This is a genomic window from Bacteroides sp. MSK.20.12, from assembly GCF_019052435.1.
GTDB lineage: Bacteria > Bacteroidota > Bacteroidia > Bacteroidales > Bacteroidaceae > Bacteroides > Bacteroides xylanisolvens.
This window is the reverse complement of record NZ_JAHQVH010000003.1, coordinates 176,793-192,644: the sequence shown is the minus strand read 5'-3', so window position 1 is coordinate 192,644 and position 15,852 is coordinate 176,793. Positions and strand designations below refer to the sequence as shown.

The following is a 15,852-nucleotide window of genomic DNA, read 5'->3' as shown; positions in this document are numbered from 1 at the left end:
TATTAGTCTTTAAAGTTAATAGTTCAATATCTATTAGCTAATACACAAGAGATATTAAAAAGTATTACGGCAAATAAGTTAATGAATATTAATTCGGGAAATATAGGAGAACTTGCCGGAAATCCATCCATACTTGATAAAAAAGAAAGAAACCACTTCGAAGGTATAGTTTTTAAAAGAAAATATAAAGGGTGGATATCGTATTTTCTCATTTAATGCATAAATTAGTGTCTTTACCTGAAAAAGAATGAGCAACATCCACCTCACATATGAGTGATTCCACCAGAACTCGGCTCAGTCTGAAAATTTTGGGGATTTGATTCAGGGCAATCACACCCTTAAAAATAGATTCATTCCGGTACGGAAATGAATGAACTATGCTATCGTTAATTATACCTCGCCACTATGCTACTTTTATTTTTTCTTCTTGCCTATATTATTTTTTTGATTGCCTATATTATTTTTTTGATTGCCTATATTATTTTTTTGATTGCCTAATGAGTTTTCGTTTGACTTAAGTCAAACGATAGTTCAACTTAAGTTAAGCGTTCGTTTGACTTAAGTCAAACGAAAACTCATTAGGCTATGAAATACATATTAATAGGGAAGTAATTACCTAAAAGTAACTAATGAAATCATTAGTGGCAATTGATTCAAAACCGTGCAGGAATGAATCAATTTTTAGGGATGTGATTGCCCTGAATCAAATCCCCCCCAATCCCCAAGAATTACAACTGAGCCCAAAACTCTTAATACTTATAAATTCATATAGTTGGTTCAAAAGGCAATGGTGTCAAGTACGCCTGACAATGGAAATGGAGGCAACGGAGAAGGTGGAAATGAAGACAGTGGTGAAGCACCGGATCCGGCAGCATAAGAAACGGTGTTAATATGTAAAAATCGGGCTTGACATTGTTCAAACCCGATTTTTTCTATTATATAAAATACTACTTTCTATCAGTTAACACCTTTATCGAATCCCGTTTTATAATATTAGGTTTCAAAAGAATCTCCGAATGTAGTTCAGTTTCTTCCAAAATCTTCTGCATCAACATTTTTACAGCAATAATGCCAATATTCTCCAATGATTGTGCAATACGAGTAATAGGAGGGTTCAAATAGTCCAGATATAAGTTATCATCAAACGAAATAATAGACATATCTTGAGGAATTCTCACTTTATGCTCATTTAATGCTTTGACGGCTCCCAAAAGAATTGTACTACTTAACGCAAATATAGCAGTAGGTTTTGTAGTAGAGTTCAGAGCCAACTTAGTCTCAATATAACCATTCTGAATCGAGAACTCATTTCCTCTTATCATTGCGTTATCCTGATAACCAGCTTCGCGAAGCGCATCAAGATACCCGCGCACACGTTCCTTAGTCGTTATAGAAATATCCGGCCCCTGAATACAGAGAATCTTACTATGCCCCGATTCTAATAATAATTTCGTTGCCTGATAAGCTCCTACATAATTATCAGTAGCTACGTATGGCAAATTATGCTTCTCAAAATAGCGGTCAATTAGCACAATCGGAGTTTTAGTACTAATCTCCTCGAGTTTAGAAGGGTTTTCACCGGTTGGAACCAAAATAATCCCATCTATTTTACGCGATAGAAGCGAATCAATAGCTTTATTTTCCTGAACAGGATCTTCGAGGGTATCGATAAGCATGACAGTATAATTATAACGTTGTGCTTCACGGATGACAACACTTGCTATATTGGCAAAAAAAGGATTATCTATGTGTGGTACAAGAAGGCCTATAGTATATGTCGTGTTGTTGCGCAAACTTTGCGCAACTATATCAGGCTGATAGTCCAATTCTTTAACGGACTGCAAAATAACCTCCTTAGCAGACTGACTGATCCTATATTTCTCCGATTTCCCATTTAATACCCTGGAAATCGTAGAGATAGAATACCCAGTCTTCTTTGATACATCAATCAGAGTTTTCTTCATTACTGGTTGTTTTTTGCAAAAATAACATTTTATCTGAGAAAAAAGCAAGAAAAATATTTTGTTTTGAAAAAAATTTCTATATTTGCGCAAACGATTGCGCATCGTTTACGATTCAATTCGCCTTAATACTTAATACTCATTATATGGACACAAAGAAGAAAATCGTAGTGATAGGTAGTAGTAATACGGACATGGTTATCAAATCAGACCGTCTACCAAAACCAGGAGAAACAATTCTGGGAGGAAACTTCTTAATGAATCATGGCGGCAAAGGAGCTAACCAAGCCGTAGCTGCTGCAAGACTAGGAGGAGATGTCACTTTCATATGTAAAATAGGGAATGACATTTTTGGAAATGAAACCTTGGAAATGTTTCACAAAGAAAAGATCGACACTACTTATGTAGGAATTACCCCGCAGGAACCATCAGGAGTAGCTCTTATCAATGTCGACAAAAAAGGGGAAAACTGTATTGTTGTTGCTTCCGGAGCCAACGGGACTTTATCTACTGATGACATACAAAATGCAGAAACCGCCATCAAACAGGCATCCATCGTCATCATGCAGTTGGAAACTCCAATCGAGAGTGTCACTTATGCAGCCAAAATGGCGAAAAAAGATGGAATTACCGTTATATTAAATCCCGCCCCTGCCCCTACCCAACAACTGCCTGACGATTTATTAGCCAATGTCGACATTCTTATTCCTAATGTCACAGAGGCTGAAATCATCTCGGGAATGCACATTACAGATGATGAATCGGCAAAAGAAGCGATTCGTTATATTAGTTCGAAAGGCATAAAAACTGTCATTATTACGATGGGAGCCAAAGGAGCTCTCGCTTATGAAAACAATGAGTTTATCCACATTCCAGCCTTCAAGGTAGAAGCAGTAGACACAACCGCTGCCGGAGATACATTCTGCGGCGGACTGTGCGTAGCTCTGTCTGAGGGCAAAAATCTAAAAGATGCAATTATATTTGCAAGTAAAGCCTCTTCTATTTCTGTTACCAGAATGGGAGCACAAGTATCTATACCTTTGAGAAAAGAAATACAATAATCATCCTTAATTCTGTTATTATGATAAAACAATGTTCAATCCACGGTCTATTGACAAGTATGTTGTTAATAGTATTTTCTTTGATGAGCAATGATGCTATTGCCCAGAAGGCAATAAGAGGTACAGTCCTCGATGAAGCAAATGAACCCATTATCGGTGCCAGTGTCCTTGTTAAAGGTACAACAAATGGTTCTATTACAGGAGTTGATGGAACCTTCAATGTAAAAGCGAATCCTTCTGATGTATTGGTTATATCTTATGTAGGTTATGCAACTGTTGAACAACAAGTAGGAAATCAGACACAGCTTGTAATACACCTGCGCGAAGACTCGAAAGTGCTTAATGACGTTGTAGTAATCGGCTACGGCTCTACCACAAAGAAAGAGCTTACAGGATCGGTTACCAGCATGAAGAAAGATGACCTCAATCCCGGAACATTCACCAATGCTATGGGAATGTTGCAAGGAAAAGTGGCAGGATTACAAATTATCAACCCGAACGGTGCTGATCCGACAGCCAAATATGAAGTATTACTTCGCGGAACAAACACACTTTCCGCAGGCCAAGGTCCATTAATTATTATTGATGGGGTGGCAGGTGCAGATATCAGAAATATCAATTTTCAGGAAGTGGAATCAATTGACGTATTAAAAGATGGTTCGGCAGCTGCTATTTATGGAACAAGAGGTACGAATGGAGTAATCATCGTCACAACTAAACGTGCAAGAAGTGGCAAAACGGAAGTTTCTTATGATGGGCAACTCACCGTGGGAGTCGTTTCACGCAGAGCAAAACCTTTATCGGCAAGCGAATACAAATCTGTTATCAAGGAATATCGCCCAGAATTGGAAAGTTATATTTTTGACAGTGATACCGATTGGTTTAAAGAAATTACACAAACTCCGTTCAGCCATAAGCACAACTTGTCTATATCCGGAGGTTCCGAGAAGTTCTCACACCACACTTCTTTCAATTATGAAAAGAGCGATGGCTTGCAAAAGCATAATAGCTCCGAAAAGCTAATGGCACGTACCAATATTCGCCAGTCATTATTAGATAAATGGGTCGATTTGGATTATAACCTGAATATCATTCATCGCAAATACAGCCCTTCCTCTACAAGTGCTTTTATGCAGGCATTTACCCATAATCCAACAGAGCCTGTTTATGACGACAGCGATCCGGATGCCGGAGGATATAGCCGTATCAAAGCAATGGAATATTACAATCCGGTAGCGATCATTAACGAAAGGAACATGGAAAGTAAGAATGATAATTATGGTGCAAATATTCGTGCTACTCTAAACATATTGCCTATAAAAGGATTAAAATGGGAGAACTTTGTTTCATACGACAAAGAACAATATGAAACACGTGAATATTACACACATTATTATCCAAGTTTAATAGGAACGAATGGCCAAGCCTATATTCAAAACTATCAGGAAAACGATACACAATATGAGTCTACCTTAAATTACTCGAATATTTTCGGAAAACATTCCATTCAGGCATTACTCGGATATACATACCAGTATACTTACAGCACATCTGCATCCATGACAAATTCCGGTTTCGACTTCGATGACAACCAGACTCATAACATCGGAACAGGAACGAATCTAACTGAAGGCAAAGCCAGCATGTCGTCCAACAAAGAAGATAATACATATATCGGATTCTTCGGACGTTTTATGTACAACTACGATGATAAATATCTTTTGTCTGCTTCACTACGTCGTGATGGCTCCAGCCGTTTCGGTGACAATAATAAATGGGGATGGTTCCCGGCTGTCAGCGTAGGTTGGCGTATTAATAAAGAGAAATTCCTCTCGAATGTCAAATGGATCGATGATTTAAAATTGAGAGCCGGATACGGAGTTACCGGTAACCAGGATTTCTCAAACTACAAATCTTTGATGATGATGACTACAGCCGGTAAATTCTATTACAATGGCCAATGGATCAATACTTATCAACCTGCGAGTAATGCAAATCCGGATCTAAAATGGGAGAAAAAAGCAGAGTTCAACGTTGGTGTTGATATGACAATGTTTGATAACCGCCTCTCGTTCACTTTCGATTATTACAAACGGACTACATCAAACTTGCTATATGACTACATCGTGCCAACACCTCCTTATGTATATAATACCTTGTTTACGAATGTTGGAAAAGTTACTAATGAAGGAGTTGAATTAACAATATCCGGTACACCTTTTAACACTAGGGACTTTACATGGAATACCTCACTTACCGTTTCGCACAATAAAAACAAATTGGTGAAATTCACCAATGATGAATTCACTAACGGAACATACAAAGTGGGATGGTCTACAAGTGCTGCCTGCTACACTCAACGTCTGATAGAAGGACAGTCATTGGGTACTTTCTATGGTCCTATATGGTTAGGAACTGATACAGATGGAAAAGATGTATTGCTAGGACAAAATGCAGACGGTTCCGTACCGGAAGAACAATGGGAAAAAATTGGCTGTGCTTATCCGGATGCCACTCTTAGCTGGAGTAATACCTTCAGATATAAGAAATTCGACTTGAGTTTCTCACTGCGTGCATCTATCGGCGGAGAAATTCTGAACAACTATGCGATGGAATATGAAAATCTAAGCAGCATCGGACTTAGAAATATCTCATCAAACTGGTTATCTCAAACGAATTTCACAAGTACGACCTATAAATATTCCTCCAAATATATAGAGGATGCTTCTTATTTAAAACTAGATAATGTTACCTTTGGATATACTTGGGATTTCACATCTAAAATGATAAAAAGACTAAGATTGTCTCTTACTGCACAGAATGTATTCTGTATCACCGGTTATTCTGGTGTCGACCCAGAAGTTGCCCTTTCCGGACTGGAACCCGGTATGGAAAGTTTGAGCTATTATCCGCGTACAACAGAATTTACTTTTGGAGTTAATATAGTATTCTAAAAAATAAGATTACCATGAAAAAGACAAATATAATATTAAGTTTCGTTATCTGTATATTATCATACGGATGTACCGATCTTAGCGAAACTGTATACACAGGAGTAGCGATGAATGACTTCTTTAAAAACGAGAAGGAACTGGTAGCCAATGCAGGTAGAGCATATACGAAATTACAAGGATACAATTCCGAACAAAGTTTATGGACACTGCTTTTACAAGCTTCTGATGAATGTGCTGTTCCCGCTTGTGGTGGTTCCTGGTACAGTAATGGACGTTATGAAGAAATCCAGACGAATAAAATTCCACCTGCAAATAAATTATTAACAAGGGGCTGGAACTGGATATTTAATGGTATTGCTGCATGTAATGAAATTATTTACGAAACGGAACTATCACCTATTCAGTTTGAAGGAAAAGAGAAGATTATAGCCGAAATGAAAATATTGCGTGCTTTCTACTATTACCAAGCCATTTCTTGTTGGGGAAACGTACCTTTCACAACTGACTACACAGAAACCGGATACCCGGAACAAAAAAGTCGTGAATATATTTTCAACTATCTGGAAAAAGAGATTAATGACAATATCGAGTTCCTAGACAGGGAGCCTTCAGATACTAATTATGGACGGGCCACACAAGCTGCCGCTTATTGCATTCTTGCGAAAATGTATCTGAATGCAGAAGCATGGTTCGGTACTCCAATGTATGACAAAGCAGAGAAAGCCTGTAAAGACATTATGGATATAGGTGCTTACAGCATTGAAGACTCTTATTCCACTAATTTTGATATTAAAAATGAAGATTCTAAGGAGAACATCTTTGTAATCCTGTATGACAGAGTATATACTAGCGGTGACAGTAACTCATTTTATTTGCATACGCTGACATTGGAAGCTGCATCACAAGCAACATTTAATATTCCGGCAGCCCCATGGTCGGGTTTTCTCTGCCAACCAGACTTTTTCCAAACATACGCAGAACAAGATCTTCGCAGAAGTCAGAGCTGGTTATACGGTCCTCAAGTAGACCTAAGCGGAAAGGATCTTGGTTTCGAATATACTCCTGTCTTCTCCGAAGAAAAATATTACAATAGCAACGGAGGACGTGGCACATACGATGGTGCACGCTGCTGGAAATGGCATTACCAGACTGATGGTTCTTTAAAAGAATATACAGTTAGTATGGACAACGACTTTGCCATCTTCCGTTATGCCGATGTTGTATTAATGTATGTAGAAGCTTTGGTACGACAAAACAGAACAAGTGAGGCCATCCAACTGGCAGACTTCAAGAAGATTCGTACAAGAGCAGGTCTTGATGCATATACTACAAGCCAATTGACGATTGATGAACTTTATGCAGAACGAGGCAGAGAACTGGCATGGGAAGGATGGCGCCATGAAGATATGATACGTTTCGGAAAATATCTGAAAAAATATTGGGCACACCCTGACCAAAGTTCAGAAACTTTTAGAAATGTATTTCCAATTCCTACGGATATTTTAAATGCAAATCCAAAATTATCTCAAAACAAAGATTATTAACCACAATTGGAAGGTTCACATAGAAAAGTGTACCTTCCAACAAATCAACCCTGATAAGTATGAAAAAACCAATCATCTTTTTACTTGTTTTAATTACTAACATCTTATTTATCTCTGCACAGAAGATTTCAAAGACAGAGTTAAAAGACAAAATAGCCGGAGCTTGGATCGGGCAAATGGTAGGAAACATATATGGACTTCCTTTTGAGAACAAGTTTGTAGATGAACCTGCCCCGGAATCCAGATTTCCATTCGGTTACACTAAAAATATAGATAAATTGCAGAAGTATAACGGTGCATTCTCTGATGACGATACTGATGTTGAGTATATCTACTTACTATTAATGGAGAAATATGGCGTAGAACCTACTTATGCCAATATGCGTGAAGGATGGGTGTATCATATCCGTGACCGTGTATGGCTAGCCAATAGGGCTGCACTCGGATTAATGCATCTTGGATTCACCCCTCCGTTCACAGGTGACGAAAATCTGAATCCGCACTGGTATCAGATCGACCCTCAATTGATTAACGAGATATGGGCGTATACAGCACCGGGAATGATTTCGTATGCTGCAGGAAAAAGTGATTGGGCGGCCCGTATCACAAGCGATTCGTGGGCGGTATCTCCCACTGTCCTATATGGTGCAATGTACGCTGACGCTTTTTTCTGCAAGGATATCCGCAAACTGATTACACGAGCCTTGAAAGAACTGCCTGCTGATGACAGATATGCGATAGCTGTAAAAGAGATGATTGCTTTATATGACAAATATCCTAAAGATTGGGTAAAAGCACGTCAAATCATGGCTAAAAAATATTACATAGATGAGCCAGCCATGACAAAAACAATCTGGAATGCTAATCTGAACGGATTATGCGGGATTTTGGCTATGTTGTATGGCGAAGGAGATTTCCAACGGACATTGGATTTAAGCTGTGCAATGGGATTTGACTGCGACAATCAGGCAGCCACTATCTCCGGACTTCTAGGAGTAATGTATGGCGCAAAGTCTCTTCCCGAAAGTTTGACTAAACCTATCGAAGGATGGGAAAAACCCTTCAACGACCGGTATATCAATATCACCAGATTTGATATGCCTGATGCTTCCATTGAAGACATGATTGAACGTACTTACAACAAAGCAATCGAACTGGTTTGTGCCAAAGGAGGAAAAGTGAAAGGTGATATGGTATATGTTAACCCCAAAGCACAATTCATTCCCCCGATGGAATTCTGTATCGGTCCGAATCCGGACTTGGAAATCGGACAGCCTACCGATTACTCATTTGCCTGTAGAACAAATGCTGCTTTCAAATGGGAACTGGTAAAAGGTAAACTTCCGGCAGGAGTTACATTCCAAAACGGTAAACTGGCAGGAACTCCTACAGAAGCCGGCAAATATCCAATTACCCTTCAATTAAGCGCAAATAACAAGAACTCAATTACTAAAGACTTTGAGTTATTGGTTAAAACCAAGAATATAGCCCCCAAGGCTGACACTATTTACGCCAATATCCGTAAACTAAACGAAGAAGTACTCGATTCTTGCTGGATTACCTTTGGAAAACCGATGTACGCAACAAATGTAGAAGTAATTAATGACGGAGTCAAAGATGGCGTAGGATCTGTATTTTATTCATTAGCGGCCAAAAGTAATCTGCCTAAAATAGACTATTTCGGATACGGTTGGAAAGAAGAGCATAACATCAATATGCTTGTTTTAGATATGGGCTGTCTGGAAGAGTTCGGAGGATGGTTTACTTCTCTAAACATTCAATATCTTGAAAATGACGGACATTGGTATGACGTAGGTAAATTCAAATCAACTCCGGCACTTCCCGAAACTGATATTGTATTTTTTCAACCTCCGTTTGCACAATATGTTTTGGAATTCCCGGCAGTAAAAACCAAGGGAATACGCGTACTAATGGATGCAAAAGTGCAGGAACACTGGCATAAATACACAAAGAATGTATCATCATTCATCTCTATCACCGAACTAGGAGTTTATGAGAAATAAAGGAGGAGAAAAATGAGGAAAATAATTACGATATGTATCATAGGGCTTTTTGCTCTCAACGTACAAGCCCAGCCTGTAAAAACTTTAAAGTTATCTGATAAAGAACTTTTAGATAAGATTAAAGGAGGATGGACCGGACAAACCATTGGTGTTGTTTTCGGAGCACCTACAGAGTTTAAGTTCACGGGAACTTATATTCAAGATTACCAGCCGATCCCCTGGGCGGAAGGTTACGTAAAATATTGGTGGGAAAAGAAACCCGGATTGTTCGATGATATTTATAACGATTGCACGTTTGTTGAGGCATTTGATGAACTTGGCCTGGACTGTTCACAAGAAGAACTTGCCAAAAGATTTGCATTCGCTGATTATCATTTGGCCCATGCTAACCAAGCAGGCAGATATAATATCCGCCAAGGTATCATGCCACCGGCTTCCGGTCATTGGTTGAATAACCCACATGCAGACGATCTGGATTTCCAGATCGAAGCAGACTTCATTGGTCTGATGGCTCCGGCAATGCTGCCGGAAGCATTGGATATCGCCTCCAGAGTAGGCCACATTATGAATAGCGGTGACGGTTTTTATGGTGGTGCTTTCGTAGCAGCTCTTTATAGCTCCGCTTTCTATGAAAAGAGTCCTGAAGCGATTCTAAAAACCGCAATCTCCGTTATACCTGAAGAGAGTACATTCCATCAATGTATTCAGGATGTAATCAATTTCCATTCTTTGCACCCGGACAACTGGAAAGATTGCTGGTACTTCCTGCAAGAAAAATGGAACTGTGATGTAGGATGTCCCAAAGGCGTATTTCTAAACTTTAATATTGACGCCAAGCTCAATTCCGCTTTCGTAGCATTAGCTATGCTCTACGGTAAAGGAGATTTCACCAACTCTGTCGATATTGCAACACGCTGCGGACAAGATTCTGACTGTAATCCGTCTACAGTCGGCGGTGTACTCGGCGTCATGTATGGGTATGATAAAATCCCTTCATTCTGGTTAAACCCTTTGAAAGAAGTAGAAGACTTTACATTTGAAGGAACGAATATGTCGTTGGCAAAAGCATACCAAATGAGTTTCGATCAAGCTAAACAACTCATAGTCAAAACAGGTGGAAAAGTATCTGGTGGGGAGATAGAAATTCCAATCAAAAAGGCGGATGTACTTCCTTTAGAACAAAATTTCGAAAACACCTATCCGCTTTATAGAGAACGCAAAGACTGCTTCCTGACAGATACATTTGAATTTGATTTCAATGGTAACGGATTTGTTATCTGGGGCAACATTTGCTGCACAAGAAGTATTACTCCCGATTATATCAATCGTGTATCTACACGCCACATCGGTTCCGAGGTGTTCGGATTGGCAGAGCCCAATGACCCTTACGTTGCTAAAGTGGAAATATGGATTGACGGAGAACTGGACCATGTAGCAGCTTTACCCATGAGAAACACAGACCGCAAAGTAGAACCAGCCTGGAAATACCTCATGAAGGAAGGAAGACACCACGTTAAAATGAAATGGTTGAACCGCAAAAAAGACTACATTATTCGTATCAACGACATAATGTATTATTCAGAGAAAAAAGAACATGATAGATTTTACTTTAATAAATAAGTTAAGATGAAAAAAGTCCTGATTAACATCATTCTACTATTTACCTTTTCCATATCGGGAATGGCACAAATAGAATATGGAAAAACAGTTGAAATAAGTAAAGAGGTACTGCTCGACAAAATTAAAGGAGGCTGGGCCGGACAAACCATAGGGTGCACCTATGGCGGTCCTACAGAATTTAAATACAGAGGAGCGATCATTCATGAGAAAACTCCAATAATCTGGTATGATGACTATTGCAAGGACATCTTTGCAGAAGATCCGGGATTGTATGATGATGTATATATGGATCTTACCTTTCTGGAAGTAATGCAAAAAGAAGGGATAAATGCCCCTGCCGAATCATTTGCCAAAGCCTTTGCAAACGCAGATTACAAATTATGGCATGCCAACCAGGCAGCCAGATATAACATATTGCACGGTATTATGCCACCGGCATCGGGACATTGGAAAAATAATCCGCACGCTGACGATATTGATTTCCAGATTGAAGCAGACTTCATTGGAATGATATGTCCGGGGATGGTAAATATCGCCTCCAATTTTTCGGACAAGATAGGGCATATCATGAACTACGGCGACGGATGGTATGGAGGTGTATACATGGGAGCAATGTATGCATTGGCTTATGTAAATAACGACATTTATACAATTATCACGGAAGCTCTTAAAACAATACCCGAACAAAGTAAATTTCACCGTTGCATCATAGACGTTATTAAATATTGGAAACAATATCCCGATGACTGGCGTAAATGCTGGCTGGAAATAGAAAACCGTCATGCTCTTGAGATTGGCTGCCCGGAAGGGGTATTCAATGCATTTAACATTGACGCCACTATCAATGCGGCTTACTGCGTGATGGGACTTTTATATGGCAACGGCGACTTTTTCAAAACAATGGATATAGCCACTCGTTGCGGACAAGATTCCGACTGTAACCCGGCAACTGCCGCAGGAATTCTTGGAGTCATACAAGGCTACAAGGCTATCCCCGAATACTGGAAACCGGCACTCGAAAGATGTGAAAATATTAAGTTCCCTTACACAGATATCTCTTTAAGTTCTGTATACGACATTAATCTCAAACTATTGAGTGATGTATTAAAAGCAAACGGAGGAAAAATAAAAGGAGATAAATACTATACCACGATTCAGAAGCCAAAAACCGTAGCATGGGAAGTTTCTTTTGAAGGCTTATATCCTTCTGAAAGAAGAGTTATCAAATATGATCTCGGTACAGAAAAAACATTTGAGTTCAATGGCAAGGGAGTTGTTTTAATGGGGATGATCAGACAAGATGTTAAAGATAGTAATGACAATTACATCGCCATCCTGGAGGCCTACATTGACGGCAAGAAAGTAGAAACCATAGAAATGCCTTATGACTACATAAAAAGAAAGTATGACATTTTCTATAATTATGATTTAGAGGAAGGACCTCACAAACTGGTTATTAAATGGATTAATCCAAATGAAAAATATGCCGTTCAATGTAAAGACATGGTGGTTTATTCATCCATACCGGCAGAGCCAATCAATCCTTATAAATAAAAGAGAGAAGCCATGAATAGAAAACTACTCCTATTATTAGCCTTATTATTATTTTCCTACGGATTGTCATCATGTTCGTCTGATGATAACAGTCCGTCCGAAGGCGAACAGACCGAGACACCGGAACTGTTTACCAAACGCTATAATCCCGATCAAAGTTTTTACAGCAAAATATTAGGACAAGAAATCAAATATTCCGTATTACTGCCTCAAGAATATCTATCGGAAAGTACGGGTAAATATGGAGTAGTTTTCCTTCTACATGGCTGGGGAGGGAACCAAAGTTCATGGGGACCTTCAGGTCTGAATATTCAAAGCATAGCTGATGCGCAAACCAGCAATGGTAGTATTCGCCCATTGATCTACATCATGCCGGAAGGTTTCAACTCTTATTTTTGTAACCGCTATGACGGAAAGTTCAACTATATGGATATGTTCATTAATGAACTCGTACCCCTGATTGATAAGCGGTTCCGAACAACAACCAGTAAGACGGAAAGAGCTGTTGCCGGGTTCTCTATGGGAGGTTTCGGGGCATTAAGTATAGCATCGCAACATCCTGAAACATTCTCGGTATCAATAGGATTAAGTCCCTCCCTAAATACAGATGAACAATACATCTCTTTGTCACAAGACGGTTGGAATCTTCAATGGGGAAACAACTTCGGAGGAAGCGGCCAGACAGGAACAGGCAGGCTGACAAGCTATTATAAAAGCCAATGTCCGCTACACTTTTTCAAGGATAAACCAAGTTCCACATTTCAAACAGTACGGTATTACATAGACTGCGGTGATGATGAAGAAAGACTATATGCAGGAAACGGTGAATTACATACTCTATTACGGGACAAAAATATCAAGCACGAATATCGTGTACGGAACGGTGCCCACACTGACAGTTATTGGCGTGAATCCATGAAAGAGGCATTGCCTTTTATCGAACGTTCATTCAAAGGAGAAAACTATCCGCAGGAAACTCTGAAAAAATTCACAGAGGAATTACATGCTACTAATAAAAACATAAAAGTAGGTAATTCCAATATCGAACTATGGTTACCGGATGACTACAATTCCGAACTAACTTACAAAGTTCTTTATTACAGCAAAGGAGAAGGTAATGTTGATCTTACAACAAAGAAGGTAGCAGTGGCATTAGATTCTCTTATGCAAATCAAACGTATGATAATCGCAGGTTTTAATGTGAAAGAAATGATTCTAAATGGAACAAATTTTTCAGCTATTACCGATGCTGTGGAAAAGACGGTTCATACGGAAAGCAATGCAGATTTCAGATTAGGATTAACATACGGTTCAGAAGCTAATTACTTATACAATCAGTCAACAGGCAATGCCCCTGCTATCAACTTTTTCTTTGCAGAAGACGCGGATATTATCAACCTTTCTGCCGAGAATCGTGCCAAAATCTATTATTTGGACATAACAGACGAAGGCAGCAACTACAATAGCATCTTTACTCTGTTCAATGGATTGCGAGGTGCAGAAGCTCCGGTGCAATATCGTGTCAGAAACGGACTGGATAGTGAACAGTCCGCCCAAACAGGTATTTATTCAATGAGTTATTATATTGGTGAACAGTTAATAAAGAAATAATATGAAGAAGATACTGTTATATATTATCCTATTTCTATCAGGTATAGATGGAGCTTGGGCACTTCCCATAGAAAAAGAAGGGATGAGTATTTACAGTCCGTCCCTAAAGCAAGAAGTCTCCTACTCCATTATCTTACCGGAAGGTTATGAACATTCAGAAACAGAATATCCAGTCTTATACATGTTTCATGGAATAGGAGGTGATTATACCAGTTGGCTCGAATACGGCAACGTTGCCCGTGTAATGGATAAAATGATAAAAGAAGGAAAGATTCAACCTTTCATTATGGTTATTCCTGACGGTTACCTGTCTTATTACAGTGACACTTATGATGGCAGTTCCCTTTATGAAACTTTCTTTATCAAAGAACTGGTTCCATATATAGATAACAACTATCGTACTCGCAAGGATATTAATGGACGCTCGATCATTGGTTTCTCTATGGGAGGATTCGGAGCATTATCCGTTAGTTTGCGCAACCGCCACTTATTCGGCTCTGTCGTTGCGTTATCGCCATCCATCCGTACAGAAAAACAATACATGGAAGAAGGGCCACAAAAAGGATGGGACAATCAATGGGGACGGATTTTCGGAGGAGTGGGAAAGAATGGTAACCAGCGCCTAACCAGTTACTATAAGCAACATTCACCCTACCACATTCTTTCCACCCTCCGCAATCCCGATTTAAAAGGATTTGGCATCATGCTAGATATTGGAGATAAAGAAGGTACTCTTTGCGAAAGTAATGAAGAACTGCACCGATTATTACTGGAAAGACAAATACCTCATGAATGGGAAGTACGTTCAGGAGGACATGATTTCGCCTGCTGGAATACTGCACTGCCCAAAGCATTCAGATTCATAAACGAATATTTCAATGGGAAGCAGTCAGGAAATAGTGAGAGTAGTCTTCCGAATGAGACTCCGTTTATCCAAACAGCCAATGCAACGGTCTATTATCCGGAACAGGCTCAAGGAAGCACAAGAAAATATCCTATTATCTATGTACAGGGAGAAATCAACGAACAACAGCAAAAGGTTCTCGTCAGTCAGTTTCATCAAATGGTAGATGAGAATAAAACATGGCCTGCTGTTCTTTGTTTCGTAAAAGCTAACACAGACCTGTCAGAAACAATTTCTGATATAGAAAAGCAACTCTCCGGCATCAGAGGTTCCCAACGTATGCGGGCTTTAATCACTTTGGGAGATAATATTAAAGAAGGTATAGAAGCTATTCAGAGAGAAAATTTGTTTACCGGCATAGTCTGTGTAAATGCCATCGGCAACGAGAATGATGCTCAAAATTTTATAAAAGCAGTCAACTCTCACAAAAGATATCCCAGATGCTGGATGGAGATACTACCCAAATCAAAAGAATATGGTTTTAGTAGTAATATACATATCCTTTTGAAAGAATCGGACCTGGAACATGAGTTCCGGTCAAGAAAATGTAAGGAAGCCAATGTTTTCACTTATTGGGAAGATTGGATACTATATTTAAATAACAGAATTCATGTTTAAC

Annotated in this window: 9 protein-coding genes; 8 read left to right on the top strand and 1 reads right to left on the bottom strand. The window is 39.2% G+C overall.

The window, feature by feature from the left end:
* Positions 1 to 947: 947 nt before the first annotated feature.
* Positions 948 to 1,964, bottom strand: coding sequence for a LacI family DNA-binding transcriptional regulator (locus tag KTR06_RS02815; RefSeq protein ID WP_004323847.1), 1,017 nt, complete (start codon positions 1,962 to 1,964; stop codon positions 948 to 950).
* 143 nt (positions 1,965 to 2,107) lie between these two features.
* Between KTR06_RS02815 and rbsK the strand changes: the two genes are divergently transcribed.
* The 8 genes from rbsK to KTR06_RS02775 are packed head-to-tail and all read left to right on the top strand — an operon-like array spanning position 2,108 to position 15,851.
* Complete coding sequence (rbsK, locus tag KTR06_RS02810) at positions 2,108 to 3,022, top strand: ribokinase (protein WP_074704533.1); 915 nt, start codon at positions 2,108 to 2,110, stop codon at positions 3,020 to 3,022.
* A gap of 20 nt (positions 3,023 to 3,042) precedes the next feature.
* Positions 3,043 to 5,976 carry a TonB-dependent receptor gene (locus KTR06_RS02805; RefSeq protein WP_117810237.1) on the top strand — a complete coding sequence of 978 codons (2,934 nt, stop codon included), beginning with the start codon at positions 3,043 to 3,045 and terminating at the stop codon, positions 5,974 to 5,976.
* A gap of 14 nt (positions 5,977 to 5,990) precedes the next feature.
* Positions 5,991 to 7,520, top strand: coding sequence for a RagB/SusD family nutrient uptake outer membrane protein (locus tag KTR06_RS02800; protein ID WP_120067274.1), 1,530 nt, complete (start codon positions 5,991 to 5,993; stop codon positions 7,518 to 7,520).
* 59 nt (positions 7,521 to 7,579) lie between these two features.
* On the top strand, positions 7,580 to 9,544 hold the full coding sequence (locus KTR06_RS02795; RefSeq protein ID WP_120067275.1) for an ADP-ribosylglycohydrolase family protein: 1,965 nt from the start codon (positions 7,580 to 7,582) through the stop codon (positions 9,542 to 9,544).
* Positions 9,545 to 9,556: 12 nt separating this feature from the next.
* Positions 9,557 to 11,164, top strand: a complete 1,608-nt coding sequence (locus tag KTR06_RS02790; protein ID WP_120067276.1) for an ADP-ribosylglycohydrolase family protein — start codon at positions 9,557 to 9,559, stop codon at positions 11,162 to 11,164.
* 6 nt (positions 11,165 to 11,170) lie between these two features.
* Positions 11,171 to 12,718 carry an ADP-ribosylglycohydrolase family protein gene (locus tag KTR06_RS02785; RefSeq protein ID WP_015531757.1) on the top strand — a complete coding sequence of 516 codons (1,548 nt, stop codon included), beginning with the start codon at positions 11,171 to 11,173 and terminating at the stop codon, positions 12,716 to 12,718.
* A gap of 12 nt (positions 12,719 to 12,730) precedes the next feature.
* Positions 12,731 to 14,329: an alpha/beta hydrolase family protein gene (locus KTR06_RS02780; protein WP_134993419.1), complete on the top strand. Its 1,599-nt coding sequence runs from the start codon at positions 12,731 to 12,733 to the stop codon at positions 14,327 to 14,329.
* A gap of 1 nt (position 14,330) precedes the next feature.
* On the top strand, positions 14,331 to 15,851 hold the full coding sequence (locus tag KTR06_RS02775) for an alpha/beta hydrolase-fold protein (RefSeq protein WP_015531758.1): 1,521 nt from the start codon (positions 14,331 to 14,333) through the stop codon (positions 15,849 to 15,851).
* Position 15,852 lies beyond the last annotated feature (1 nt).